Source organism: Gottschalkia purinilytica (genome assembly GCF_001190785.1).
In the GTDB taxonomy this organism is placed as follows: Bacteria; Bacillota; Clostridia; order Tissierellales; family Gottschalkiaceae; genus Gottschalkia_A; species Gottschalkia_A purinilytica.
On record NZ_LGSS01000003.1, the window covers coordinates 1 to 26064 of the forward strand.

Annotated in this window: 31 protein-coding genes, 1 riboswitch and 1 other annotated feature; of the genes, 4 read left to right on the top strand and 27 right to left on the bottom strand. The window is 28.8% G+C overall.

All coding sequences use genetic code 11. The annotated features are described in order from the left end of the window. Positions 1–194 precede the first annotated feature (194 nt). The 9 genes from CLPU_RS03290 to tgt form a co-directional block, all read right to left on the bottom strand. A complete protein-coding gene (locus CLPU_RS03290; RefSeq protein ID WP_050354232.1) occupies positions 195–824 on the bottom strand; it encodes a DUF4489 domain-containing protein in 630 nt (209 codons plus the stop codon). A gap of 140 nt (positions 825–964) precedes the next feature. Beyond that, entirely contained in the window at positions 965–1846 is an 882-nt protein-coding gene (gene secF / locus CLPU_RS17600; RefSeq protein WP_050354233.1) for a protein translocase subunit SecF, read from the bottom strand. Positions 1847–1859: 13 nt separating this feature from the next. Then, positions 1860–3125, bottom strand: a complete 1266-nt coding sequence (secD, locus tag CLPU_RS17605; protein WP_235436095.1) for a protein translocase subunit SecD — start codon at positions 3123–3125, stop codon at positions 1860–1862. Between the two features lie 47 nt (positions 3126–3172). Next, positions 3173–3676 carry a gamma carbonic anhydrase family protein gene (locus CLPU_RS03305; RefSeq protein ID WP_050354234.1) on the bottom strand — a complete coding sequence of 168 codons (504 nt, stop codon included), beginning with the start codon at positions 3674–3676 and terminating at the stop codon, positions 3173–3175. A 4-nt stretch (positions 3677–3680) separates the two neighbouring features. Then, the gene (scfB, locus tag CLPU_RS03310) at positions 3681–5039 is read right to left on the bottom strand and encodes a thioether cross-link-forming SCIFF peptide maturase (RefSeq protein ID WP_050354235.1); all 1359 of its coding nucleotides are present in this window, start codon (positions 5037–5039) and stop codon (positions 3681–3683) included. Positions 5040–5145: 106 nt separating this feature from the next. After that, positions 5146–5286, bottom strand: a complete 141-nt coding sequence (gene scfA / locus CLPU_RS16520) for a six-cysteine ranthipeptide SCIFF (protein WP_082154051.1) — start codon at positions 5284–5286, stop codon at positions 5146–5148. 77 nt (positions 5287–5363) lie between these two features. Continuing rightward, complete coding sequence (locus tag CLPU_RS03315; RefSeq protein WP_050354236.1) at positions 5364–5753, bottom strand: TIGR04086 family membrane protein; 390 nt, start codon at positions 5751–5753, stop codon at positions 5364–5366. 112 nt (positions 5754–5865) lie between these two features. After that, the gene (yajC, locus tag CLPU_RS03320; protein ID WP_050354237.1) at positions 5866–6159 is read right to left on the bottom strand and encodes a preprotein translocase subunit YajC; all 294 of its coding nucleotides are present in this window, start codon (positions 6157–6159) and stop codon (positions 5866–5868) included. 59 nt (positions 6160–6218) lie between these two features. Continuing rightward, a complete protein-coding gene (gene tgt, locus CLPU_RS03325) occupies positions 6219–7367 on the bottom strand; it encodes a tRNA guanosine(34) transglycosylase Tgt (protein WP_050354238.1) in 1149 nt (382 codons plus the stop codon). 192 nt (positions 7368–7559) lie between these two features. Beyond that, positions 7560–7820 (top strand) — a binding site (T-box leader). A 58-nt stretch (positions 7821–7878) separates the two neighbouring features. Between tgt and CLPU_RS03330 the strand changes: the two genes are divergently transcribed. Next, positions 7879–8391 carry a tryptophan transporter gene (locus tag CLPU_RS03330; protein ID WP_050354239.1) on the top strand — a complete coding sequence of 171 codons (513 nt, stop codon included), beginning with the start codon at positions 7879–7881 and terminating at the stop codon, positions 8389–8391. An 84-nt stretch (positions 8392–8475) separates the two neighbouring features. On the opposite strand, the gene CLPU_RS03335 is transcribed toward CLPU_RS03330, so the two are convergent. From CLPU_RS03335 to cysK, 14 genes are all read right to left on the bottom strand, one after another. Then, positions 8476–9165, bottom strand: coding sequence for a radical SAM protein (locus CLPU_RS03335; RefSeq protein ID WP_050354240.1), 690 nt, complete (start codon positions 9163–9165; stop codon positions 8476–8478). Between the two features lies 1 nt (position 9166). After that, complete coding sequence (locus CLPU_RS03340; RefSeq protein WP_050354241.1) at positions 9167–9724, bottom strand: ECF transporter S component; 558 nt, start codon at positions 9722–9724, stop codon at positions 9167–9169. A gap of 81 nt (positions 9725–9805) precedes the next feature. Then, positions 9806–9849, bottom strand: a riboswitch (PreQ1 riboswitch). A 345-nt stretch (positions 9850–10194) separates the two neighbouring features. Further along, complete coding sequence (locus CLPU_RS03345) at positions 10195–10719, bottom strand: VOC family protein (protein WP_200898468.1); 525 nt, start codon at positions 10717–10719, stop codon at positions 10195–10197. 146 nt (positions 10720–10865) lie between these two features. Then, a complete protein-coding gene (gene queA, locus CLPU_RS03350; RefSeq protein ID WP_050354242.1) occupies positions 10866–11891 on the bottom strand; it encodes a tRNA preQ1(34) S-adenosylmethionine ribosyltransferase-isomerase QueA in 1026 nt (341 codons plus the stop codon). Positions 11892–11903: 12 nt separating this feature from the next. After that, on the bottom strand, positions 11904–13298 hold the full coding sequence (locus CLPU_RS03355; protein WP_050354243.1) for a SpoIID/LytB domain-containing protein: 1395 nt from the start codon (positions 13296–13298) through the stop codon (positions 11904–11906). Positions 13299–13415: 117 nt separating this feature from the next. Next, entirely contained in the window at positions 13416–14426 is a 1011-nt protein-coding gene (ruvB, locus tag CLPU_RS03360; RefSeq protein WP_050354244.1) for a Holliday junction branch migration DNA helicase RuvB, read from the bottom strand. A gap of 19 nt (positions 14427–14445) precedes the next feature. Then, positions 14446–15054, bottom strand: coding sequence for a Holliday junction branch migration protein RuvA (ruvA, locus tag CLPU_RS03365; RefSeq protein ID WP_050354245.1), 609 nt, complete (start codon positions 15052–15054; stop codon positions 14446–14448). 14 nt (positions 15055–15068) lie between these two features. Continuing rightward, complete coding sequence (gene ruvC, locus CLPU_RS03370; RefSeq protein WP_050354246.1) at positions 15069–15563, bottom strand: crossover junction endodeoxyribonuclease RuvC; 495 nt, start codon at positions 15561–15563, stop codon at positions 15069–15071. A 178-nt stretch (positions 15564–15741) separates the two neighbouring features. Further along, positions 15742–16353, bottom strand: coding sequence for a BofC C-terminal domain-containing protein (locus CLPU_RS03375; protein ID WP_050354247.1), 612 nt, complete (start codon positions 16351–16353; stop codon positions 15742–15744). A gap of 88 nt (positions 16354–16441) precedes the next feature. After that, complete coding sequence (locus tag CLPU_RS03380; protein ID WP_050354248.1) at positions 16442–17173, bottom strand: hypothetical protein; 732 nt, start codon at positions 17171–17173, stop codon at positions 16442–16444. A 653-nt stretch (positions 17174–17826) separates the two neighbouring features. Next, entirely contained in the window at positions 17827–18171 is a 345-nt protein-coding gene (locus CLPU_RS03385; protein ID WP_050354249.1) for a hypothetical protein, read from the bottom strand. Between the two features lie 167 nt (positions 18172–18338). Then, the gene (locus tag CLPU_RS03390; RefSeq protein ID WP_050354250.1) at positions 18339–19082 is read right to left on the bottom strand and encodes a YebC/PmpR family DNA-binding transcriptional regulator; all 744 of its coding nucleotides are present in this window, start codon (positions 19080–19082) and stop codon (positions 18339–18341) included. Positions 19083–19226: 144 nt separating this feature from the next. Further along, a complete protein-coding gene (gene nadE / locus CLPU_RS03395; RefSeq protein ID WP_200898469.1) occupies positions 19227–19958 on the bottom strand; it encodes an NAD(+) synthase in 732 nt (243 codons plus the stop codon). Between the two features lie 77 nt (positions 19959–20035). Next, a complete protein-coding gene (cysK, locus tag CLPU_RS03400; protein WP_050354251.1) occupies positions 20036–20959 on the bottom strand; it encodes a cysteine synthase A in 924 nt (307 codons plus the stop codon). Between the two features lie 142 nt (positions 20960–21101). Between cysK and CLPU_RS03405 the strand changes: the two genes are divergently transcribed. Further along, positions 21102–21464 carry a sulfite exporter TauE/SafE family protein gene (locus tag CLPU_RS03405; RefSeq protein WP_050354252.1) on the top strand — a complete coding sequence of 121 codons (363 nt, stop codon included), beginning with the start codon at positions 21102–21104 and terminating at the stop codon, positions 21462–21464. Next, positions 21461–21814: a sulfite exporter TauE/SafE family protein gene (locus CLPU_RS03410; protein WP_050354253.1), complete on the top strand. Its 354-nt coding sequence runs from the start codon at positions 21461–21463 to the stop codon at positions 21812–21814. Before CLPU_RS03405 ends, CLPU_RS03410 begins: the two co-directional genes overlap by 4 nt. A gap of 36 nt (positions 21815–21850) precedes the next feature. On the opposite strand, the gene CLPU_RS03415 is transcribed toward CLPU_RS03410, so the two are convergent. Then, complete coding sequence (locus CLPU_RS03415; protein ID WP_200898470.1) at positions 21851–22498, bottom strand: YigZ family protein; 648 nt, start codon at positions 22496–22498, stop codon at positions 21851–21853. A gap of 60 nt (positions 22499–22558) precedes the next feature. Further along, positions 22559–22990 (bottom strand): NUDIX hydrolase, encoded by a 432-nt coding sequence (locus CLPU_RS03420; RefSeq protein WP_050354255.1) that lies wholly within the window; start codon positions 22988–22990, stop codon positions 22559–22561. A gap of 330 nt (positions 22991–23320) precedes the next feature. Here CLPU_RS03420 and CLPU_RS03425 point away from each other — a divergent pair, with 330 nt between their 5' ends. Continuing rightward, positions 23321–23776, top strand: coding sequence for a DUF3189 family protein (locus CLPU_RS03425; protein ID WP_050354256.1), 456 nt, complete (start codon positions 23321–23323; stop codon positions 23774–23776). A gap of 33 nt (positions 23777–23809) precedes the next feature. On the opposite strand, the gene hflX is transcribed toward CLPU_RS03425, so the two are convergent. After that, complete coding sequence (gene hflX / locus CLPU_RS03430; protein ID WP_050354257.1) at positions 23810–25096, bottom strand: GTPase HflX; 1287 nt, start codon at positions 25094–25096, stop codon at positions 23810–23812. A 131-nt stretch (positions 25097–25227) separates the two neighbouring features. Beyond that, positions 25228–25878, bottom strand: coding sequence for a sporulation protein YunB (gene yunB / locus CLPU_RS03435; RefSeq protein ID WP_050354258.1), 651 nt, complete (start codon positions 25876–25878; stop codon positions 25228–25230). Positions 25879–26064: the final 186 nt, after the last annotated feature.

Here is a 26064-nt window from a genome sequence, read left to right on the forward strand (position 1 = left end):
CTACCATTCCATGTTTTATATATAGGTCTCATATAATCATAATAAGAGTCACCTGTACTGTAGTAGTTGTTATAATAATCTGACATATCTTCTACTCCTTTCTTTTAAAATTTCAATAGAGACTATACAATTCTACGTCTCTTCTTATGAAATTCTAAGAATATCAGATTCAAAATATATTCTTAAGTTTTCTATTAACATCCATTTCCTGCTATTAGTGAGATTCCTCCTTGACCAACATTGATAGCTGATGCTACTGCTACCGCTGCTGTAGCTTCTACTGTTACTCTGTAAGTGCAGCAGTTTGCAGGACATGCATTACAATCACAAACTACAAAAGCAACTGGGATTGAAGACCCAACAGCAAGAACTACTCCTTGAGGTAAGTTAAATGATTGTATCTCTACTTCATCTTGATTGTCACAACGTCTAAATACTCTAAATGTTATTGTAGTTCCAACTGCAATAGCTACACCAATTGTGATTATAGCTGAAATTTCTAGCTGTACACATGGTTTTTTAAAACAACATAAATCTGATACTGATATAGTTCCTATAGTTGTTGGAGTAATTAATCCTCCTATAGCAATAACACCTATACCAGTTGCTCCTGTAAGAGTACTACATCTAAATTTAATTTTCTCAGGTTTACAATCTGGTTCTCTAAAGCATTTACAGTCATGTTTTTTACAGTCGCAGTCATGTTTTTTACAATCGCAGTCATGTTTATGACAGTCGCAATCATGTTTATCAAAGTCACAATCATGTTTCTTGTGTTTTATACTACCAAAACTTGTTGGCCTATTATAGTAATAAGATGTCATAAGAATATTCTCCTTTCTTTTTTAAAAGATATTATTTAATTATGTGTTACTTGTTATCAGTATATTAACCCTTTATAAATTGTGTTACTGTTTCTATTTTATTTTAGGTTAAAAAATAAAAGCTGCCATAAAGGCAGCTTTTAAGCTTGTTTAAGATTCTTATTACTATTTGTTCTCGTTTTTAATATATACCAGATAGGACTTGCTATGAATATAGAAGAATATGTTCCTATTATAATACCAACTACTAAAGGAAGAGCAAATCCTTTAATGGCTTCAACTCCAATAATATAAAGTAGCATTATAGATATTAGTGTCGTGAATGAAGTAGCCATTGTTCTTCTTAAAGTTTGTTTTATACTATTATTTATCAATTCTTCATAATTTTCTTTTTTAGTATTTTTAGAGTTTTCTCTTATTCTATCAAATATTACTATGGTATCGTTTATAGAGTACCCTATTATAGTTAATATAGCTGCTATAAAAGTACTGTCTATTTGTAATCTAAATATAGAGTAAAAAGAAAACATAAACAATGCATCATGTATTAATGATATAACAGCTGATAACCCAAATTTAAATTCAAATCTAAATGTAACATATAACAATATACCAATAGATGCAGCTATAACAGCTATAAGTGCATTTCTTTGTATCTCTGAACCTATAGCAGAGCCTAAGCTTTCAGCCTTATCAGCTTCAGTAGCTTTTAAATTATATTTTTCTTTAAACTTATTAAATATTTCCTTCGTTTGTTTATCATTAAGATTTAAGCTACTTTTAATTATAACTTGATTTTTATTTTCTCCTGCATGTATTATACTTGCATTCTTATCAAATTCATTTGTTATTTTTCTTATATCCTCAGTAGGAACTTTCTTTTCTAAATCTATTTGAATTAGTGTACCACCTGTAAAATCTATTCCATAGTTAAGTCCTTTAAAAGCTGCCATAAATATACCAACTACTATAAATAATATAGATAATGTAAAAAATATATTTCTATTTTTAACTATATTCAATTCTTTCTACCCCCTATGCACCAAATAATTTGGTATTCTTTGATAGTCTAGTATTTACAGTAAGTTTCAATAGAAACTTAGTTACAAATACAGCAGTTATCATAGAAGTACACAATCCTATAATTAATGTAACTCCAAATCCTTTTATGGGACCTGTCCCAAGATAGTATAATACTGTACCTGCAATAAGGGTAGTTATATTAGAGTCAATAACGGAAGTTAATGCTCTTTTAAATCCACTATCTACTGCCATTCTAAGAGATTTTCCTGATTTTAGCTCTTCTTTTATTCTTTCAAATATTAGTATATTTGCATCTACTGCCATTCCTATAGAAAGAATTAGTCCTGCAATACCAGGTAAAGTCAACTTAACATCTAACCCAATCATTATACTTAGTGTTAAGAGAATATATATAGTTAGACAAATATCAGCTATAAAACCTGGAACTCTATACATTACAATCATAAATAAAAATGTTATTAATAGGCCTATAGCTCCAGCTAGTATACTTTTATCTAATGATTCCAAACCTAGTGTAGGTCCTATAACAGATGTTTGAACTTGTTTCAATTCTACTGGTAAAGCACCAGCTCTTATTAAGTTAGCTAGTTCAGTAGCCGATTTTACATCAAAGCTTCCTTGTATAACTGCTTTACCATCACTTATAGGCTGTTGTACAATAGGACTTGATATTACTTTATCATCTACAACTATAAATATAGCTTTCTCTTTAGGATCTGTTTTTTGAGATAAAGCTTTTGTAGCTTCTTCAAACTTTTTAGCTCCTTCTTTATCAAATCTTAAAGATACTACTGGTTCTTCTTTACCTGTTGCACTTTGCTGAAAACCAACATCAGATTCTTTTACATTTTTACCTGTTACTACTATTTTACCTTGAGGATCAACAAATTGTAGTTGAGCAGTTTTTCCTATAAGGTCAATAGCTTCTTGTGAATTTTTAATACCTGCTAGTTCTACTCTTATTCTTTTTTTACCCTCTATAACTATGTTGGGTTCTGCAACCCCAAGTGAATCTACTCTTTGTGTTATTATTGCTTTAGTTTGTTCCATTTTTTTCTCTAATTCTTTTCCTGTATCCTTAGTTTGAGCTTCTAATACTACATATACTCCTCCAGCTAAATCTAATCCCAACTGAATTTTTTGTTTTATAGGAGGTATTTTGTATTTTCCAAGTTTTACGCCATTTATAGCTCCAAAAGAAATACTACCAACTATAGCAATAATTAAAATAAATATTACCATATTTCTCTTTTTCAAATCTTTTCCCCCTCTTTTTAAAGTCTTTTACTTTTTTAAATTGCTATTTATTTTTTATGCTTTTCAGCATATATACAATAATCTAGCGCGGATTGTTTTAATTGTTTTATTTCTTCTTCAGTAAGATCTCTTACAATTCTCGCTGGTGAACCTAATACTAGTGAACCTGACGGTATTTTTTTACCGGGTGTCACTATACTTCCAGCTCCTATTAACACATTATCTTCTATTTCTACACCATCTAATATTATAGCTCCCATACCAATTAAAACATTATCCCCTATTTTACAAGCATGTACAATAGCTTTGTGCCCTACTGTAACATAGTCCCCTATTATAGTTTCATTATCCTTACTAATATGAATGACCGTTCCATCCTGTATATTAGTAGACTCTCCTATAACTATTGTGTTCTCATCTCCTCTCAGAACACAATTATACCATATGCTTGTATTTTTTCCAATTTTTACTTTACCTATCACTTCAGCGCTGTTGGCTACAAAGCAACTCTCATGAATCTCTGGAGCTGCTTCTTGGTACTCTAATAACATCCTATTATTCCCCCTGATTCAGATTAGCAGTAATTGATATAGCACATTCTATACGTTTCTTTTCCATTTCACAACCTATTTTATATGGATTCTTAATGTCATTATTAAAGTTATATGCATTAGCATGACATCCTCCACTACAATAAAATTTCGCCCAACAACTACTACATTCCTCTTTTGAAAACACATTAGCTTGTCTAAATTCATTTCTTAATTCAGTTTTTTGTATTCCATCAGAGACGTTACCCATTTTAAAATCTTCATTTCCAACAAATTGATGACAAGGATATAAATCTCCTTCAGGAGTTACAGCTAAATACTCAACTCCAGCTCCGCATCCTACTACTCTCTTTATAAAACAAGGTCCTTGACTTAAATCAATCATAAAATGAAAAAAATCAAATCCTTTACCATTCTTATGAGCTTTTATATATTCTTTAGATAGCTCTTCATATTCTTTTACAATTGTATCTAGATGCTCCTCTAGAAGTGCATAATCATTTTCTGGACTAGCAACAACTGGTTCTACTGAAACACTATCAAATCCCAGTTCATTTAAGAACATAACATCCTTTGAAAAATCTAGATTATGACTTGTAAAAGTTCCTCTTAAATAATAAGATTTATCCCCTCTAAGTTTTACAAAATCTAAAAATTTAGGAACAATAACATCAAAACTGCCTTTTCCACTTACAGTTTCTCTCATTCTGTCATTTGTCTCTTTTCTACCATCTAAACTAAGTACCACATTATCCATATTTTCATTTATAAACTTTGCTTTTTCTTCGTCTAAAAGTATTCCATTTGTAGTTATAGTAAATCTGAAGTTTTTATTATGCTTATTTTCTAACTCTCTACCATAAGACACCAAATCTTTTACTACATCAAAATTCATTAGAGGCTCTCCACCAAAAAAATCAACTTCTAAATTTCTTCTATTTCCTGAGTTTTCAACTAAGAATTCTAATGCCTTTTTACCTACATTAAGTGGCATATGAAGTCTTTCTCCATTAAAGTCTCCTTGAGAAGCAAAACAATAACTACATTTTAAATTACAGTCATGTGCAACGTGTAAACAAAGTGCTTTTACTATATTTTCCTTATTATAGTTTATTTCTCCAATATTTGCTGGTTCACTAAATAATAAATCATTTTCAACTAGAATTTTCACTTCATCACAAGCTTCTTTTATCTGATCTTCTTCGTATTTATGCTCTAACTGCTTAATTATATCTACTAATTCATTTTTTTCATACAAATCAACTATATCCCATATTAGTTCATCAACTACGTGGACAGAACCACTATTAATATCCAAAACTATTTTTTTATTATTTAGTTCAAACTTGTGTATCTTTATCATAAAAATCCTCCCACTTTATTAATTGTCAAAATGATAATGTATTTATTATATTAATATAGAGGCCAAATTAAAAAGTAGTGGTTGCCCACTACTTTCTATGTAACAACTACTTATTTTCACACTTTTGATTCCCAACTGTGCAAGAAGTTTTACAAGCTGATTGACATGAAGTTTGACATTCTCCACATCCACGGTTAACAATCATATTTTTTAAGCTACTTCCGTTCAAAGTTTTTATATGCTTCATAGTATGCCTCCTTATTAAGTTTTCTTTTTCAAGATACCATACAGAATTATAACATAAAGCTTTTTCAAATTAAAGTCTTATTTTATGTTAACGCCTATTATGCCGCCTACACTTCCAGTTACCAAACCAATTACTGTTTTTAATACCAGATATTTGTTAAAAGTGAAAGCATCTATGAATAAAATGTTTAATAATACAAGTATAACTATATACAAAATTCCAATAATTCCGCCGTTTAACCAACCTTTTTGTTTAATCTTTATAGATATGTATATAGCACCTACTGCAATACTAATTATCATTATTATAGAGTTAGTTACTGGTACCATATTTTCAGATAAATTTGTATAAGACATTATTAGAGTTTGTATAATCATTAAAGATAGAGTTAATGAGATACTAATTCCAACTGCCTTAGATAAATTTACTATATAAGTTGAGCTCCCTTTCAATTTTTGTGAACTCATGACTTCACCTCCAATACAGACTTTTACTCAATATTTATGCATCTAATATATTAATAATGTCAAAAAATAAAAAAGACTTCTTACTTTTTTAAGAAGTCTTTTTACAGTTTTTTTATTTGCCTTCAGTATCCTGCTTTTCTGATTTTTGAACATTTCCTATAGCCCATTTAGCTACATTGAATCTAGTTTTATCTGATCCTACTTCTATTGTTAATTCATCATCTTTTACTTTAACTATTTTTCCAAAGATTCCACCAATAGTTATTACTTCATCTCCTACTTTAATATTGCTCCTCATATCTCTTATTTCTTTTTCTCTTTTCTTTTGAGGTCTTATTAAAACAAAGTAGAATACTACTAAAAAACCTAATGGTATTAGCATATTAATTAAAAATCTAGAATCCATGAATTACAGCCCCTTTCTTAATTTATAATTTATAAGTTATATTTATTCTACATTGTTAACTAAAATCCTTTTAGTTTGTCAATGTAGTTAGGATACCCATACTTATCATAAAATTCTCTTCTAAATTCCAATAATCTATCTTCTTTTATAGCTTCTCTTATATTTTCCATAAGCTTTAGTAAGAAGTGTAAGTTATGAATAGTAGTAAGTCTTGCACCAAGTATTTCATCTACATTAAATAAATGTCTTATATAAGCTTTAGAATAATTTTTACATGTATAACAATCACACTCATTATCTAGTGCAGTAAAATCTCTAGAATATTTAGCATTTCTAACAACCACTTTTCCTCTAGTAGTTAATGCAGTTCCATTTCTAGCAATTCTAGTAGGAAGTACACAGTCAGCCATGTCAATTCCTCTTAAAACTAATTCTATTAAATAATCTGGACTACCTGCTCCCATAAAATATCTTGGTTTATCTTTTGGTAAAAAAGGCATTGTATGATCTAACACCTCAAGTAGTAAATCTCCTGGTTCTCCTACACTTAATCCACCTACAGCATAACCTGGAAAGTCTAAATCTATTATTTGTCTTGCACTTTCTTCTCTTAAATCTTTATACATACCACCTTGAATTATTCCAAATACAGCTTGCCTATCTGGATTCTTATTTGCATCCTTACATCTTTTAGCCCATCTAGTAGTTCTTTCAAGAGACTCCTTTACATAGTGCCAATCTTTGGGATAAGGAACACACTCATCAAAAGCCATCATAATATCTGATCCTAGAGCATTTTGTATCTCTATAGACTTTTCTGGAGTAATAAAGTGTTTTGACCCATCAATATGAGATTTAAATTCAACACCTTCTTCTGTTATTTTTCTCAATCCACCTAAACTAAATACTTGAAATCCTCCACTATCTGTCAATATGGGTTTATCCCAATTCATAAACTTATGAAGTCCGCCAGCTTCAGCTATGAGATCATGTCCTGGTCTTAGATATAAATGATATGTATTTCCTAATATTATCTGTGATCCTATATCTTTAAGCTCCTCTGGAGTCATAGCCTTAACTGTAGCCCTTGTCCCTACTGGCATAAATATAGGTGTTTCTATCACACCATGAGGAGTATATATTTTACCAAGTCTAGCTTTTGTTTGACTACATTCTTTTATAAGTTCATATTTTATAACCGGCTCCATTTTTATCCTCCTTAAGTTTTCAATTTCCTGTATAAAAAAATTTTACTATTAGAGTATCTATTTTCTTTAAACGACATAAAGTATAACATATATTATTTTTTACTACAATACAAGTTATAATACAATTTTTTAAAATTCATGTTGATTTTTATAATTTATTATAGTAGAATTTAATAAAAATAACTAATATATATAAATTCTGTGATTAAAAGTAGTAAGTATATTTGTGTGTCAAAGCGATTCAGGGATGGTGAAAGCCTGAAACATTATGATGTACTGAATGGATTTATGAGAAGCTAGGTGAAATTTTATAAGAGTAACCAAAGTCGTGTGTTTCACGTTATAGGAACAAGATATCGAAAAATACTTATATTGTTTTTCCGTATCTTTTTAAGTGAGATGTTTATCATCTAATTTAGGTGGCACCACGGAAATATACCTTTCGTCCTATTATGGGCGGAAGGTTTTTTTGTTGAAAAAAATAATTAATATATTAAAGGGGGACTTATAAATGTTAAGAAAAAATATTTTATCAGCATTACTTTTAGCTCTAGGCTTTATTATTCACCAATTAACTCCAGCAGGCTTTGCAGGAATAACTTTTGATATTCAATTAACAGTTCTATTCGTAATAATAGCAATCAATATGGATTTCAAAAATGCAATAATGACAGGTATAGCTTCTGGATTAATTACCTCTTTAACGACTAAAACACCAGGGGGGCACATACCAAACTTTATAGATAAAATAGTTACTTCAATTTTGATATACTTCATAATTTTACTATTATTTAAAGTTCTAAATAAACAAGTTTCTTTAGTTATATCAGGAGCAATAGGAACTATTATAAGTGGTAGTGTATTTTTAGGTTGTCTTATTCTGTTAGGTGGATTACCAGCTAAAGCATTTACAGCAGCATTTATCACTGCCGTACTACCAACTGCTTTAGTTAATTGCATTTTAACCGTAATTGTATATAATGCAATAGTTAAATCTAAAAAATTATTAAAAGCGGATGCTTAACATAAAACAGGCAAAATTCTTTAAATATCGTTGTAGATATAATTCAAATTTAAAACTTAGAATTTTGCCTATATTATTTTATGTTTAGTCTCCAACTCCAAAATCTGTATTATTTAATAGTACTTCTATATGCTCTAAATCCTCTAAAAAAGCATATTCTTTTTCAAACCATTTTATTAATTCTTCATCTCTTTTTAACTCTGTAGAGTTTTCTACAAACACATTAACAGTTGCATGAGAAAATTTATTTATTATTATATCCATATCTTTTTTTATCATATCTTTTGTTTGTCCCTTGATTCCTACCATTATGCATGGAGAATCGAAATACTTTAATACATCTTCATATGTTTCGAACTTAGCATTTTTATTTAATACTTTATTTCTAAAATAATTATCAAATGTCTCTATTCCCGTTTTAAATATAATTGGGATTCCAAAAAACTCTCTCATTTCATCAAGCTTATATCTATACGCCCAATGACTTTCTAGAAAAAGTTTTGTTATACCTTTTTCTTTTATTTTTTCTTTTATCTTATTAAGAGTATCTTTTGGCATTTCAAAACAACTACCAGAGTTTATAACTTCTAGTACTTTGTACTTTCCAGTCACTTTTTTAATTTCCTCAAAATTTATTTTATTAATTTCATCTTCTCTTGATGAATTATCATCAATATAATCACAGAAAGTACATTTTCCCCATATACAAGGAAGTCCTTTTAAAAGAAGTATTTCTCTTTTATTTTTCTCCTTTATTTCACTATATCTATTCATTTTACCCTTCTATAATCCTTTCTTTTATTGAGTATGGAATACAACTTACAGCCGTTAATGTTACTAAGCAAGATAAAAATCTATCTGCATAGTCAATCAAAAATTGAACAACAAATATAGATACTACTTTATTTACTCCTATATTCTTTAAAAAAGCAACTATATATGATGATCCTGATGATGTTACTCCATCAAATACATATGCAGCTATGACAGCACCTATTAAAGATGAAAATATAGATATAATTAGGACACTTATAGGTATTCTTAAGCCCTTGAACATTCCTTTTTTATAGAGTAATCCAGATATTAGTCCTACAAATAGTTGTACTGGTGCAAAATATAAAGAATAAATATCAAAGGTAATACCACTCACAAAACTTCCCAATAATCCTGTAGTAACTCCATAAAGAGGACCAATTATAAAACTAACCATTATAGTTCCTATAGAATCTAGCAGAATAGGTAACCTTAAATTTAAAGCGATAAAAGCTCCTATTATATTTAGTGCTACTCCTAACCCTATTGTAGCAATTTTTAAAGATGATGCCTTTTTCATTGCAGTCTCCTTTACTGTATATTAAGAACACTACAGTTTTTCAAAAAAATAAAAAACTGTATCTAAGGATACAGCACAAGTAAATCCTTAGTTTTTTATACTGGGAGTTCTCGAACCAGTCCCATTGAATATTCAATGGTCTTAGAGGATTTTACCTATATATTCTATAATAAATTTTGTATAAAAACAACTTGTTAATTTTTCTATATTGTGTTCAGTTTATTTTTAAGTTAGTATTTTTCGCTATCTTTAAATTTTCATGATCCTATCTTCAGTTATTATCTTAATTTATCATGTAATATATTGTTTTTTATTTATTAAAGCTTCTTTGAAAAATAATATTTATCTAAAAGGCTATGTTTTAAACTATCGTTGATAAGTAATCATAAGTAAAACAGACAAGTTCAGACTTGTCCGTTTTCTACCTAATTCATCTAACATCAAAATTGTAAACATGCTATGCTTATAATTTACTCTAAACAAGATTTCACATAATCAATTGGTACATCCATTCTAATAGCAGTTTCTTCAATTGATAGACCACTATTTAAAAATCGTCTGACAACCATAAACATATTTTCTCCAACTTCAATAATATGATTATCAGGGTCATAGAAACGAACAACACGCTGTCCCCAAGAATGTTTTACCATAGGATGTACATAGTTAATGCCCTCAATGTAATTCATCTTTTGGATAAAACCATCAAAATCATCTTCTTCAAAATATAACTCTGCTACATTTCCACCAAAAATAATTTCACTATCATGTTTATGAATAAAAGTTGACCAAGTATCTTTTGTTTGCAATGCGATACCACCTGTTAAAGTTACATTTGCGCCAAAATCAACAACAACTTCTAAACCAAGTACCTCATAGTAAAATTGCTTGACTTTTCCATATTCGAAACAACTATCAATGGATTTGAAAATTTCATTATAACACTCCTTATGTTTAATTAACCTTAAATCACAACTACTTGTAAGTTTATGCATTCGCTATATATAATTTATAAATGGTTAATCCGATTTTCAAAAACTAATCAAATATCAACATTCATTTAAAACATAGCCATCTAAAAATATAGAATGTAGACATAAAAATACTTCTAGGGAAAGAATTTCCCTAGAAGTATTTTAAATTAAATTATAAACATTGCATCTCCAAAGCTGAAAAATCTATATTTTTCTTTTACAGCTACCTCATATGCATTCATTGTATTCTCTTTACCTGCAAGAGCACTTACCAACATTATAAGAGTTGATTCTGGTAAATGGAAGTTAGTAATTAGTCTATCTATAACTTTATATTCATATCCTGGATATATAAATATATCAGTCCATCCTGATTTCGGTATAAGCTTACCTTCTTCATTTACGCTAGATTCTAAAGTTCTTACAGATGTTGTTCCTACAGCTATTACTTTTTTTCCATTCTTTTTACTTGAATTAATCAATTCAACTGCATCTTCACTTATTTCAAAGTACTCTGAATGCATTATATGATCTTCTATATTATCTGATTTTACAGGTCTAAAGGTTCCTAGTCCAACATGTAGTGTAACATAAGCTATCTTTACACCTTTTTTTGAAATTTCTTGAATTAACTCCTTAGTAAAATGCAGTCCTGCTGTTGGTGCAGCTGCAGATCCTTCTTCTTTAGAATATACTGTCTGGTATCTCTCTTTATCTTCAAGCTTAGCCGTTATATATGGAGGAAGTGGCATTTCTCCTAGTCTATCTAGAATTTCTTGAAATATACCATCATAGTAAAATTCTATAACTCTAGTACCACCCTCTAATATATCTAATACTTTAGCTTTTAACTCTCCATCTCCAAAGATTATTTCAGATCCTATTTTTGCCTTTTTACCCGGTTTAACTAAAGTTTCCCATATGTCTCCCTCAACTCTTTTTAAAAGTAAGAATTCTATACTACTTCCAGTATCTACTCTTTGTCCAAATATCCTAGCAGGTATAACTCTAGTATTATTAAGTACGAGACAATCGCCTTCTTCAAGATACTCTATAATTTCTTTAAAAACTTTATGATTTATTTCACCAGTTTCTTTATTTAATACTAATAATCTTGACTCTTCTCTATTTTCTAATGGATATTGGGCTATCAAATCTTCAGGTAGTTCAAAATAAAAATCTTCCTTCTTCATTGTTACCATCCTTTACTCAACTTTTGCACCATTATAGTAGTGTTCCAATATTTGCTTATAATTATATCCCATCTCTCCCATTTTCTTTGCTCCATATTGACTCATACCTATTCCATGACCCCAACCTTTTCCTTCAAATGTTATATTATCACCAGTAGTCCCAGTTGAAGCAATCTGTACATTTTGTGTACCCGAACCGCTTGCAACCCATACATTGCTTAAACTACTACTTAAATTGCTACTTGCTAACGAATTTCTTACAGTAGCACCTTTTAAATTAATTTTTGATGACTGATTACTACTTCCTATAGTAGCATATGTATCTACTCCATTTTGAATTTGTCCATCCATTTTCGCAGTATACAATGTACTCTTTATGTTATTATATCCAAGAACTGCTCTAATTTTTTCTCTTAAAAGCACTTTAGTACCCTTTGTTCCAGATACACTAAGCTCTATGACTCTTCCACCACTTTGAGCTGATGTTTTAGTAATACTTATAGATATTATGTCACCAACATCTAATCCATTGGCTATTAGTTTTTGCTTAAAATCATTTTTACTTATGGTATATGTCCAGTTATCATAAGGACTTCCTAAAGAAAAATCATCCTTAATTCCTCTTAAATAAGGTATTGGAGTTCCGTTCCATATATCCTCATTGCTAGCTGTATGACCTCCGCTACTTGCAAAAAAATAAACACTTGCTAATTTTCCATTATATTTTATTACTTGATTAACAGTTTCATTAACTGCTGAATTACTATTAACATGTTCTCTGTCATATCCTGCATAAGCCTGGCAATGAGTTTGATCACATAAATTATATCCTTCGGCACTATGCTTTCCTAGATTTAGTAAGGCAAAAGTTCTTGCAGATATAGCTTGAGCTTTTAAAGCTTCTTTATGCCAACTAGGTGACATTTCTCTTGGAACTACTCCATAAAGATATTGATCTAATGTCAAATAGTTTACGACAACCAATTCAGATGCTGTTCTATTAAAAGTTATGTAACCTCTATAGTTAGAGCTTTCTACTTTTACTATTCCACTTGGAGTACCTATATAAATATTATCTGATGAATTAAATGTATATAGTGTCTCACCTTGAGGCGTTTGAATAACTATACTTGTACTATTAGTTCCATTTTTAACAACTATTGAATTATGTGATATATCAAGTATCTTTTCAAAGCCTGTCCCCATCTTTCCTACTAAGAAACCATTACTACTTGATAAGTTTACACTGATTTTAGATTTTATAGGATTTTGAAGTCTAACTTTTACATATTTAGAACTATAGTTTTCACTATAAACAGGCCTTACATTGTACCATATCAAACCTATGGATATGGATAATATCAATACTAGGGAAGTTGTTATCTTCCATTTTTTAGACATTTCCATAGTCTTTTCCCTCCTTTAGTTGTCTACAAATATTTTTACGATATTTTCATGATACTATATAATTATATAGTATACTATCTTTTATTTTAAAGTCCTTTATTTTTAGGACTTAAAGAACTAATCTTCCTCATATTTTATTCCGAAATAGTCATAACAATTTTTTGTAACAACTCTTCCTCTAGGTGTTCTATTTAAAAATCCTAGTTGTAACAAATAAGGCTCATACACATCCTCAATTGTATTACTTTCTTCACCTGTAGATGCTGCTAACGTATCTAATCCAACTGGTCCTCCTCCGAACTTTTCTATTATTGTTGTTATCATCTTTTTGTCTGTGCTATCTAGTCCTAACTCATCTACTTCTAAAAGCTCCAAAGCTTTCTTTGCCACACTCTCTGTTATTATTCCATCTTCAACCACTTGTGCATAGTCTCTCACTCTTTTAAGAAGTCTGTTAGCTATACGAGGAGTTCCTCTTGATCTTCTAGCTATCTCTATAGCTCCCTTTTCTTCCATATCTATATTTAATATTTTAGCCGATCTCTCAACTATTTCTTTAAGACTTTCATCATCATACAGCTCTAATCTACACATTACTCCAAATCTATCTCTTAAAGGCGACGTAAGCAATCCTGCTCTAGTTGTAGCACCTATAAGTGTAAATTTTGATAAATCTAGCCTTATGGATCTTGCACTTGGTCCCTTTCCTATAATAATATCTAAGGCATAGTCTTCCATAGCTGGATACAAAACTTCTTCAACACTTCTATTGAGTCTATGAATTTCATCTATAAATAAAACATCATTTTCCGCTAAGTTAGTCAAAATAGCAGCTAAATCTCCAGGTCTTTCTATAGCTGGTCCAGATGTAATTCTTATATCTACATTCATTTCATTTGCAATTATATTTGCTAATGTAGTTTTTCCCAGTCCTGGAGGTCCATAAAGTAATACATGGTCTAAAGCTTCTTTTCTTCTTCTAGCAGCTTCAATGAATATTTTTAGTTTTTCTTTAGCTTTATCTTGACCTATATATTCATCTACAGTTTTTGGTCTCAACGATGTTTCTATTTCCATATCTTCTTCTCTTATTTCTCTTGTAATTATTCTTTCATCTGCATCTTTCATTATTTTCCCTCCTCTTAAGTTATTTTCCTAATTCTTTTAACACTAATTTTATAATATCTTCTACACTTTTATTAGACGTATCTATTTTAGCTATAGCTGAATATACCTCACTTCTAGTATATCCAAGAGATACTAAAGCGTCTAACACTTCTTCTTTCTCATTACTTATACTACTTCTTTCTACTATAATTTGTTCATTAGAATTTGACTTAATAATACTTTCTATATCACCTATTTTATCCTTTAACTCAAGAATAATTCTACTTGCTGTTTTTTTACCTACACCAGGTGCTTTTGATAATTTGTTAGAATCCTCACTTATAATAGCTAGCTTTATATCAGAAGGTATCATTATAGATAGCATTCCAATAGCTACTTTAGGTCCTATTTTAGAAACAGTTTGTAGAAGCTTAAACATGTCTAATTCATCTTTAGTTGTAAATCCATAAAGACTAACTCCATCTTCCTTTACATTTAGAAAAGTATATATCTTTCTATGTTGTAGATTATTCCCTATTTGCATTATTGTTGTCTTAGAAGTATTTATCATATATCCTATATCATTGTTTTCAATAACTATGTAATCTTCTCCTATTTCCTCAATATTCCCTTTAATATACTGGTACATAGAATATCCCTCCATTATTTTACCTTAAACATATCTCTAAAGTTCCCTGAATGGGCATGACATATAGCTACTGCTAAGGCATCTGCAACATCATCAGGCTTTGGAACTTTCTTTAAGTTCAATAATACTTTTACCATTTCTTGAACCTGCTTCTTTTCTGCTTTACCATATCCAACTACACCTTGTTTAACTTGTAAAGGTGTATACTCATATATTTCTATACCTCTATTAATTGCTGCTAACAGTTGAACCCCTCTTGCTTGTCCTACATTTATAGCTGTTTTAGCATTTTTATTAAAAAATAATTCTTCTATAGCTACAAAATCTGGTTTATACTTATCTAATAGAGTACAAAGTTCATCATAAACTATTTTTAATCTTTCTGGAAAAGTATAAATTGGTTCTGTTGTTATAGCACCATAATCTATTACATTAAACTTATTCCCTTTATATTCTATCACTCCATATCCTACTATAGCTATTCCTGGGTCTATTCCAAATATAATCATTCTATCACTCCATTAAAAAGTTTTAATCCAAACATATATTCGATAATTCTATCACAAATACCTTTATTAATAAAGATTTTATCATAAAGGTATTTAGAATTTTATTAAATTTATATAATCAAAATAAGAATAAAAATAAAGCTAGGATGTTTTTTTAATTAATCCTAGCTTGTTATTTCTAGCTTATAAAGTTTTCTAGTATTTGCCCTGCTTCTTCCTCACTATTTACAACTATACCTTCTTTAAGCTTTTCTTGATCTACTTTTTTAAGAGTCGATGTAGACGTATCTTTTAATATTTTGTGAAGAACTTTTTCTCCCTTTTCGTTTACTTTAAAAATTACTATTTTACCATTCTTCTCCCCTATTATAAAGTGATTAGGGCATAAATGATTTTTTTCTGTATAAATAATCACTTTATCTTTTGAAAATTCTTCTATAAACCACTCTGGAGAATTATTAGCTAGATATCCCTCAAGCTGCTCTTGAGTTAAGCTTAGCATATCTTTTTCAGGCTTAGACGTTCTTTTAATCTCATGTCCACACTCTAAGTATATAGTTTTATATTCTATCATTGTTCCTAGACCTATTATTTTCTTATCAGTTAGACTAAGCTCAAGATTTTCACTGTCTCGATCTTTATTATCGCTTCTATCTAAAGAAGTATTATCATCTCTATATTTTAGCTTTTTATTAGGGCTATTTTCACTTAAATAATATCCTCCCATTGCCCCCAATACTAAGACTATAACACTTGTCATCACAACAACAAGTAATGGATTTCTTTTCATAACGATATCCCTCCTACACTATCTAGTTGAGATTTTTTCCAAATTAATTTTATTTATACATTAATCAACTAGAAAGTATAGTAAAAAATTAAGAATATCTTTTTGAAACCTTATCATTAACCGCATACCAAAATGCATCTTTATATGTATTTTTCAAGTGCTTAATAAGAATAACTAAAAGCATATTGTAAATTTCACTTACTTCGTCATCTGATAGATCATAATTAACTTCATCTATCTTAACATTATATAAATCAAAATCTATTTTTAATTGCTTCGCTACATAATCACTTAAGTTTTCAACTTTCTTCTTAATAACTTTATTTGTAAATGTAGTAGTTAAATTTTCTATGTACTTTTCTTGCTTTTCTTTATTGTCAATTTCTATATCACATCTTTTACGTATGGCTTTTATTTCTTCATGTTTAGAGCTATCATGTATTAAATAATTATTGCTATATACGTGTTCTATGCCAAATATTCTTACGAATTCTTTTTCTAAAAGATTTACATACTTAAGGCTATTATATCCATCCTTATATCCTTCTAAATAAAAACATAGCTCTAATCTGTTTATATCCTCATGCATAATAACACTTAAGTTATGAGATATAATCTCACTGTCTTCTCTATCTTTTAATACATATTTTATTTTTTTCTTTATATCTTTCAAACACATATATTTAGGATATATATTACTTATGTTCTCTTCTATATCATATAAAGCAAGAAGTATGTATATGGAATTTAAATCATTATTATATAAAAATTTATCTGTTAATCCTTTATATATGTCCCATAGTTTTACAGCAGTACTCACTTCCATCCCCTCCTAATAGCAATTATTGCCATTTATTTGGAAGTTATAACATAAAAAAATACCTTCTAAGTAAAACACAAGAAGGTTTCCCTCTAAGTCATAAAAATTTATTATGTATGTTATATATTAATTTCCAATTATTATTTCCTGAGACAGTTATTAAGTTTAGCACAGAATTAATCTTTGTACAAGTCATTAATATTTATAGTTTTTCTGTTTTTATAAATTTTTTTTATTTATTCTCTTATTTAGTTAATTATTTGGCATAGCATAACTTAATTTTCTATTTTAATCTTAACTACATTTTTAATAATTTTCATTTAACATAAATGTTTTAAACATAAATAATACTCTCTCTTTATAATAATAAAATCAGAGTATCTATCTAGCTCTTATCGGAGTATCATCATAGTTCTCTATTTTTATTGTAATTCATCAAATATTATTATCTTAATACATTTATATTATTGACCTATATAATTGGCGATAGATTAATCTATCTATTTTCGAAATTAATATCTCTTATATTTTTATTTTTATCTATCCCCAATTCAAACATAAAAAACTTTAAAAAACCTTCGTTATAAAAATAATAATAAAAGACATCAAATTGAATTGATGTCCTCTATTATTTATTTTTATTAAATTGTATTTTATTTAATAGATTTTAGTTTTGCTATGTCCGCCCAATTGTTAGCAGTTGCTTCTTCTACTCTACATAAATCTTTTCTAATGATTTCTACATCTCTTTTTATTTCCGCTACATCATATTTCATATTTTCTTGTTCAGATTTTATTACATCTGATTTATGTTCTAAGGCCCTTAATATTTGAGTATGTTCATTCAATGATCTACTATGGTTATTTAATATTTGAGTATGTTCATTCAATGATCCACTATGGTTATTCAATATCTGAGTATGTTGTTGTTGAGTTTCTTTTATCCCCTTGATATCATCCTGAATATTTTTTAATATTTCTAATAATTCCTTATCCATGATTTCACCTCTCCCCATTTATTTTCATATCTATATTATAGCACTCTTTCCTAAAAAAATAACTACTCATATCATATTGTTTTATACAATTAATCCTCAAAAAAATATTATAGACAGGTATGTAAACCTGCCTATAATGAACCTTTCATAAAAACCTTTAGAACTCATTATATTTCTAAATCATCTGGTACTTCCCAGTTATGATATACATTTTGAACATCATCACTATCTTCAAGAGCATCTATAAGTTTGACCATATTTTTAATGTCTTTTTCTTCCTCTAACTTACTAGTATTTTGCGGTATATATGCAAGTTCTGCTGTTGAGAATGTATATCCAGCTTCTTTAAGAGTATCTCTTACTCCTGTAAAATCTTCTGCACTAGTTGTTATTTCAAATACTTCGTCTTCACTACTAAAGTCTTCTGCTCCAGCTTCAATAGCCTGCATCATTATTTCTTCTTCATCTATGTTATCATCTTTATCTATAACAATTAGTCCTTTTCTATCAAACATCCAAGCCACACATCCTGTTGACCCTAAGTTTCCTCCGAACTTGTCAAAAGCATGTCTTACGTCTGAAGCAGTACGGTTTCTATTATCAGTTAGACATTCAACAAATACAGCAACACCTGATGGTCCATATCCTTCATATATGATTTCTTCGTAGTTAGCTCCATCTAAATCTCCTGCACCTTTTTTTATAGCTCTGTCTATATTATCATTAGGCATGTTCTCTGCCTTAGCTTTTTCTATAGCACTTTTTAGAGCTGCATTATATTCAGGATCACTTCCTCCCTCTCTAACTGCAACCGTTATATATCTTGATAACTTTGTAAATATTTTTCCTCTCTGAGCATCCATTTTACCTTTTTTATGTTTTATATTGGCCCATTTTGAATGTCCTGCCATAACTATACCTCCTTCAATTGTACGTATAATATTTTAGCATAAAGCCGTAACAGCTTCAATTTTAAAGTTCTGAAAAGCTAAAAAAGAATCCTTTTAAAGGATTCTTTTTTATATTTCTTAGGAAATATTGGAGAAAAATTTCTACTATGATTGTATAAAGATTGGTGGAAATTTTCTTTTATGTTCACTTATCTTATTCATTTTTTCTATTTTGTATCTTGTCTCTTTACTTATATCATCTACATTTTTCCCCTTAATATATGAATCCAACTCTTCATATCCAAATCCCATTTCATCTTCATCAGTTTGATTTTCCCAAAGTCCTGCTGAAGGTGGTTTACTTATTATAGCTTCATCTATTTGTAAGTATTTTGCAAGTTCTTTAACTTCTTCCTTTACTAAATCAGCTATAGGTAAAATATCTACTCCACTATCTCCATGTTTAGTAAAGTATCCTATAGTTATTTCACTTTTATTACTTGATCCTACTACTAAATAGTTATTTAGCTGAGCATAGTAATACAGTGTTGTCATTCTTAAACGAGGTTTTATGTTTGATGTTGCAAGTCTATTATTTTCTATAAATCCAAGTTCAGAAGTATATACATCAAATGTATTCGTTAAATCTACTTTTATAATATTTATATCTAATGATTTAGCAACTAGTCTAGCATGCTCCTCATCCTCTGGATTACTGTGACAAGGCATTATAACTCCTAAAGAATCTTTAGGAAAAGCTTTTTTAGATAATCCTGCTATAACTGCTGAGTCAATTCCACCACTCAACCCAAAAACTAAACCTTTACATCCAGCTTCATTAACTTTTTCTTTTATCCAATTTACAATGTCATTGCATGTTTTTTCTATATTGTTCATTATTTAACCTCCACCTATGTAATAGCTAAATCTTGTATCTAATTATATAGCATATTTAGATGAAGTATTCAATTTTTTTATTCGAATATACCTGTACTTAAATATCTCTCTCCATTATCTGGTGCGATAACTACCACTTTCTTACCTTTTCCTAATTCTTTAGCAATTTTTAAAGCTGCATACACTGCTGCACCTGATGATATACCTAGTAAAAGTCCTTCTTTTTTTGCTAAATCACGAGTAGTTTCTATAGCATCTTCAGCATATACTTGTTCTATTTTATCTATTAAGTCCATCTCTAAAACTTTCGGAATAAATCCTGCTCCTATACCTTGAATTTTGTGAGGTCCAGGATCTCCCCCTGATAATACTGGAGAATCAGCTGGTTCAACTGCAACAATTTGTACCTCTTTACTTTTTAACTCTTTTTTAATTACTTTTGCTACTCCTGTAATAGTACCACCTGTACCTACTCCTGCTACAAATGCATCAAGTGTTCCATCCGTCTGTTTTATAATTTCTAAAGCAGTAGATTCCATATGTTTTTCCGGATTATGTTTATTTTCAAATTGTTGAGGCATGAAGTAATTAGGATTCTCATTTATTAATTCCGTAGCTTTTTCTATAGCTCCTCTCATACCCTTCTCTCCTGGTGTTAGTACAAGCTCAGCTCCATATGCTTTTAATAAATTTCTTCTTTCCACACTCATTGTATCTGGCATTACCAATATAACTTTATATCCTTTAGCAGCTCCTACCATAGCCAATCCTATTCCAGTATTACCACTAGTAGGTTCTACAATTACTGAACCATCCTTTAGTATTCCTTCTTCTTCGGCTTTTTCTATCATATGTAATGCTATTCTATCTTTTACACTACTTCCTGGATTAAAGTATTCTAACTTCACGTATACATCTGCACTATTTTCATCAATTAATCTATTAAGTTTAACTATAGGTGTATCTCCTATAAGTTGCGATACATTATCAACTGTTTTCATATAATTATTCTCCTTTCTCAATTCCTAGTATTCTACTATGTTTTATTGTATTTTATTTGTTTATTTACAAAAAGTCAAGTGCATATAATATTTTTTTTAGACAAAAATACTATTTAAGTAAATTAAAAAAGCAGGTGTTATTATGAAAAATTTTTTAAAACCTAAAATGTTAGCAATAGGATTAATAGCAGGCATTGTTAATGGATTATTTGGATCTGGTGGTGGAACTATAGTCGTCCCTGCCATGGTATTTTTACTAGGTATGGATGAACATAAATCTCATGCTACCGCTATTAGTATAATTTTACCCATTAGTATTATAAGTACTCTAATTTATTTTAAAAATGGAATATTAGATTTTAAAGTAGCTGGTATAGTAACTATTGGTGGAATTATAGGAGGATACATAGGTGCAAAGCTTTTAAATAGAATTCCTCGTAAAATACTTAGAAAGATGTTTGGAACCTTTATGATAATTGCAGCTATAAGGATGGTGTTTAAATGATACTCTTCATCATAGGTATTTTATCAGGAATAGTAAGTGGAATGGGAATAGGTGGAGGAACTATTCTTATTCCAGCACTATCTTTGTTTACAAATTTAAACCAACATCAATCTCAAGGAATAAGCTTATTTGTTTTTATACCTACTGCTATAGTTGCTTTGATTACTCATTTTTTCAACAAGAACATACAGTTAAAAACTGCTGCTCCTATAATATTAAGTGGAATAATTGGAGCACTAATAGGTTCTTCCTTGGCAGTTATGGTTTCTGATGATTTACTTAGAAAAATGTTTGGTATATTTTTATTCTTTATGGGCTTATATGAAATATTCAGTAAAGTCAAAGAATAACAAAAAACCTTCCTTAGTTATAGAAAGGAAGGTTTTTTATTCTAATATAACCCCATCTTTTACTGAAAAATAGTTTTCTTCTCCTTCTTCATATATCATTTTAGAGCTTGTGATTTCCATTAAATTATTTACAAGACTCTCTTTTCTATCAATTTCACATAAAATAACTATATTCACAGCTTCATCATATATAACATCTTTTATTATATATCCTAATCTTAGTAACTCATTTTCCATTCTACCATATAAGGTATAGTCTATTCTCACTCTAATTTCTTTGAACAATACTTTTTCTACTATTTTCCCATCTTCTAATCCTATTTTTGCACCCTTTGTATATGCTCTAACTAATCCTCCTGTACCTAGTTTTACCCCTCCAAAGTATCTCGTTACAACTACTACAACATTTCTTAAATTCTCTTTTTTTATAACTTCTAAAGTAGGAATTCCCGCTGTACCACTTGGCTCTCCATCATCACTATATCTCTGTATATTACTGTTTTCTCCAAATACATAGGCATAAACATTATGTGTAGCATCTTTATGTTTGGTTTTTATTTCTTGTATGAATTCTACCGCTTCTTCTTCACTTGAAATAGGTTTTGCATATCCTATGAATTTAGACTTATTTATAATTATTTCATCTCTACCATATTCGTGTATAGTTTTATATGTGCTTTTCAATTTTATCCCCTCTCGTTTATAGTTTATATTCATTATATCATTTTTAAATCAAGTAGTTAACTATGCTAGTATCAAGTCTTCTTTTATTATATTTCTATACTTATTGTATAAAAGAGTAATTATTGATTTTTCCTGATTACTATCAATCATTTCTATAGCTTTATCAATACTATAAAATCCCGCATCTATGATCTCTGATTCCTTTATGTTATATTTCTCATTTTTAGCCTCAACTATATACCATGTAATTTGCTTATAAGGTGGTTTAATCTTTTTAAAATTAAAAAATTCGTAACTAGTTTCTCCTGCTATTGATATTAATTCCATATCAATTTCAGTTCTTTTTTTGAAGCTATCAAGAACTGATTCACAAGAAAAAAAACCGTTACGAATCTCATTTTTAACTAACATCCATTTGTTTTCTTTATCTTTAACAATGAACACCTTGTTGTCTTTAAATATTACACCACCTATATATCTTTTTATAGTCATGGTGTATTCCTCCCTTCTTAAACTTTTAATCCTGTTACTATATAAATATGTAAAAAAACTTTTTTGATTATCATTTTTGCATAATTTTTTTATTTATTTTTATAAATGTATTTTATTGGTAAATTTCATGTAAATATATTCTATAATAAAATTGAAATTAAGCTTTTTAATAATACATATATCAATATAGATTCTTATCTTTCTATATTTTTAGATTTTAATATAAATTTTTTTAATAATAAAAAACTATTATTAACTATATATTTCACTAATATTTAAATATGTTTTGGGGAAAATTAAGCTTAGTATTTTAAATTTAGAGGTGATTTTATGTACATTATATATCATTGTGTAGGTGGAGCTCATTCTTCTGTAATAGCATGTGCTATACATCTTGGCACTTTACCTATAGATAGAACACCAAGCAAAGAAGAAGTGTTGAATGTTCCATATTTTGACACTCTTAATAAACAAGATCAAGGTAAGATAATTCTCAGAGGTATTGACAAAAATAATAATAAAGTTTTCAGTTTGAGTCGACAGTTTAAGCCAGAGCTAGTTATACCAGCTGTAAAAGATGCTTTTGAATTAGGAGGAGGGCATAGAGATGAACTCTTATTAGTTAATACTATGCCCTGTGTTAATTCACTCATGAAAATAGGTGGTTTTTCCTCTAGAAGGCTAAATTTAGTTTCTTTTGGTAGACCAATAGTAGCCTCAGGTGTCGTTAAAAACTATGACAGTATAGTTAATATAGTTAAAAATACTAAGAATATGATGTCATAGTTTATTTTTTATTTAATCATTTTTTATATATAACTATTTTTTAAAAACGTATTCATTATATCTATTAAAATCTATAGAATCTAGTGTAGTCGTTACAAGAGTTCCCTTTTCTACGTACTCACATTTTTCTACTTTAGTGTTATCGAATAAATATGACATTAATTCTCCTTTATCATATGGTACAAGAATATCTACTTTGTAATATTTATTTGGTAGATTTTCTTGAATCATTTTTAATAATCTATCTAAATTATGACCTGTTTTAGCTGATATAAATACCTTTGGTTCTTTTATATCGTACTCTAAAGAGTAGTTATTATCTATATCTACCTTATTAAAGACTGTAATAATCGGTTTATCTAAAACATCTAGGTCTTTTAATATGCTCATAGTAGTTTTTACTTGAATATTTATATCTTCATTTGTTACGTCTATTACATGAAGCAATAAATCTGCATACTTTACTTCTTCTAATGTTCCTTTAAATGCTTCTACCAAACGTGTAGGTAATTTGCTTACAAATCCTACTGTATCTGTTATTAGAAAATCTTGACCATTAGGTAACATACTTTTTCTTAAAGTTGTTTCTAATGTAGCAAATAACATATCATATGCAAAGACTTCTTTATCCTCATGATATTCATTGTCTTCTCTTATAATACTATTAAGTAGTGTTGATTTACCCGCATTTGTATAACCTACCAATGCTACTATAGGTATATTTGAGTTTTCTCTTTTCTTTCTTTTTATTTTTCTAACATTTGTCAATTCTTTAAGTTGTCTTTCTATATCATTTATTCTACTTAAGATATGTCTTCTATCAATTTCTAGTTTTTGTTCTCCTGGTCCTCTAGTTCCTATTCCAGCACCAGCTCTAGATAGATAATTTCTATATCCTATAAGTCTAGGCAACCTATACTTAAGTTGGGCAAGTTCTACCTGTAGTTTACCTTCTTTACTTGTAGCTCTCTTTGCAAATATATCTAATATTAAACTTGTTCTATCTATTATCTTTCTATTTATTATTTCTTCCAAATTTCTTATTTGAGCTCCAGTAAGCTCATTATTAAAAACAACAGTATCTATATTAAGTTCCTCACAATATATAGCTATCTCTTGTGCTTTTCCAGTTCCTATATAATAGGCAGAATCTATACTCTCTCTATTCTGAATTATGCTTGCCTCTACTACTCCTTCAGCAGCTTTTACTAATTCAGCAAGCTCTTTCATTGAACTTTCTATATTAATCTCATACTTTTTATTTGTATCCACTCCTACTATTAAAACTCTTTCTTCTTTTTTCTCTTGGATATTATACATATCTTCACCTCAGTAAAATTATCATCTTAGTTATATTATTAAACATACTATCAAATTATCATACTTTTAAAGATTTTACTATTTATTTCAATTTCAATTTCTTAAATTGTATATCAAGTAAATTCTAAAATCTAATTAACTATATTTAAAAACTTATCTTCAGGAACGCTTATATAGTTTTCAGGAACATCTCCAATTATAACTGTTTCAGCTATTGGTACATTGGAAGTTATTCTTACAGTATCAGATACTAATGGGAATATAATTCTAACATCTGTTGTAATAGATAAGTATACTTTATGTATAGTTTGGTTAATTCCTGATTCAATAAAATCAGTTGTAAAATCAGTTGTAACACTTCCTTGTGGCTGTAATTCTAGCTTGAACTTAGGTCCAGAAAAAAGTTGACTATCTAATATATTTCCTAATGGTATCTTTATGGTTCCAGCAGAAATCTGTCTTATTTTTTCTTGTACTTCCAAAGCTACGTCCGATGCTACGCTATTCATCAATGCAGTATTCGCTTGCATCATAGTTATTTTACCCTCATTATCTTGTTTAGTAAATATAAGATCTTTATATTTTATATCATCTTTAATTTTATTCTTTACAGCATCATTTATTGCTTGTGTAGCTATTTTTTTTGCTTGTACCTCACATACAGCACGTATAGTAGGTTTTATATTATTATTTATTAAATTATAACCATATATAGTTAAAACAATAATAAATATTATTGTTAAAAATATCTTTATTCTCTTCTTTTTATATCTTTTCCTCACAAAAACACCTCCCTATAATATGTTATATGTCAATAATACTTAAAATGTTCTAAATATAATTTAACAGGTAATTCTTGGGTATTTATATGTTTTATTAAAGCTATATCTTAGTATACGTATTGATTCCTTGAAAGTTTGACTCTTTTAAAATTATATACCTATATGATATAATGTTGTTTGATGTTT

Excerpts from the sequence above, each read along its gene's own strand:
- CLPU_RS03290 (WP_050354232.1), bottom strand. The coding sequence starts at position 824 with ATGACATCTTATTACTATAATAGGCCAACAAGTTTTGGTAGTATAAAA.
- CLPU_RS03305 (WP_050354234.1), bottom strand. The coding sequence starts at position 3,676 with ATGTTATTAGAGTACCAAGAAGCAGCTCCAGAGATTCATGAGAGTTGC.
- scfB (WP_050354235.1), bottom strand. The coding sequence starts at position 5,039 with ATGATAAAGATACACAAGTTTGAACTAAATAATAAAAAAATAGTTTTG.
- scfA (WP_082154051.1), bottom strand. The coding sequence starts at position 5,286 with ATGAAGCATATAAAAACTTTGAACGGAAGTAGCTTAAAAAATATGATT.
- CLPU_RS03315 (WP_050354236.1), bottom strand. The coding sequence starts at position 5,753 with ATGAGTTCACAAAAATTGAAAGGGAGCTCAACTTATATAGTAAATTTA.
- yajC (WP_050354237.1), bottom strand. The coding sequence starts at position 6,159 with ATGGATTCTAGATTTTTAATTAATATGCTAATACCATTAGGTTTTTTA.
- tgt (WP_050354238.1), bottom strand. The coding sequence starts at position 7,367 with ATGGAGCCGGTTATAAAATATGAACTTATAAAAGAATGTAGTCAAACA.
- CLPU_RS03330 (WP_050354239.1), top strand. The coding sequence starts at position 7,879 with ATGTTAAGAAAAAATATTTTATCAGCATTACTTTTAGCTCTAGGCTTT.
- CLPU_RS03335 (WP_050354240.1), bottom strand. The coding sequence starts at position 9,165 with ATGAATAGATATAGTGAAATAAAGGAGAAAAATAAAAGAGAAATACTT.
- CLPU_RS03340 (WP_050354241.1), bottom strand. The coding sequence starts at position 9,724 with ATGAAAAAGGCATCATCTTTAAAAATTGCTACAATAGGGTTAGGAGTA.
- CLPU_RS03345 (WP_200898468.1), bottom strand. The coding sequence starts at position 10,719 with ATGCATAAACTTACAAGTAGTTGTGATTTAAGGTTAATTAAACATAAG.
- queA (WP_050354242.1), bottom strand. The coding sequence starts at position 11,891 with ATGAAGAAGGAAGATTTTTATTTTGAACTACCTGAAGATTTGATAGCC.
- CLPU_RS03355 (WP_050354243.1), bottom strand. The coding sequence starts at position 13,298 with ATGGAAATGTCTAAAAAATGGAAGATAACAACTTCCCTAGTATTGATA.
- ruvB (WP_050354244.1), bottom strand. The coding sequence starts at position 14,426 with ATGAAAGATGCAGATGAAAGAATAATTACAAGAGAAATAAGAGAAGAA.
- ruvA (WP_050354245.1), bottom strand. The coding sequence starts at position 15,054 with ATGTACCAGTATATTAAAGGGAATATTGAGGAAATAGGAGAAGATTAC.
- ruvC (WP_050354246.1), bottom strand. The coding sequence starts at position 15,563 with ATGATTATATTTGGAATAGACCCAGGAATAGCTATAGTAGGATATGGA.
- CLPU_RS03375 (WP_050354247.1), bottom strand. The coding sequence starts at position 16,353 with ATGAAAAGAAATCCATTACTTGTTGTTGTGATGACAAGTGTTATAGTC.
- CLPU_RS03385 (WP_050354249.1), bottom strand. The coding sequence starts at position 18,171 with ATGGATAAGGAATTATTAGAAATATTAAAAAATATTCAGGATGATATC.
- CLPU_RS03390 (WP_050354250.1), bottom strand. The coding sequence starts at position 19,082 with ATGGCAGGACATTCAAAATGGGCCAATATAAAACATAAAAAAGGTAAA.
- nadE (WP_200898469.1), bottom strand. The coding sequence starts at position 19,958 with ATGAACAATATAGAAAAAACATGCAATGACATTGTAAATTGGATAAAA.
- cysK (WP_050354251.1), bottom strand. The coding sequence starts at position 20,959 with ATGAAAACAGTTGATAATGTATCGCAACTTATAGGAGATACACCTATA.
- CLPU_RS03405 (WP_050354252.1), top strand. The coding sequence starts at position 21,102 with ATGAAAAATTTTTTAAAACCTAAAATGTTAGCAATAGGATTAATAGCA.
- CLPU_RS03410 (WP_050354253.1), top strand. The coding sequence starts at position 21,461 with ATGATACTCTTCATCATAGGTATTTTATCAGGAATAGTAAGTGGAATG.
- CLPU_RS03420 (WP_050354255.1), bottom strand. The coding sequence starts at position 22,990 with ATGACTATAAAAAGATATATAGGTGGTGTAATATTTAAAGACAACAAG.
- CLPU_RS03425 (WP_050354256.1), top strand. The coding sequence starts at position 23,321 with ATGTACATTATATATCATTGTGTAGGTGGAGCTCATTCTTCTGTAATA.
- hflX (WP_050354257.1), bottom strand. The coding sequence starts at position 25,096 with ATGTATAATATCCAAGAGAAAAAAGAAGAAAGAGTTTTAATAGTAGGA.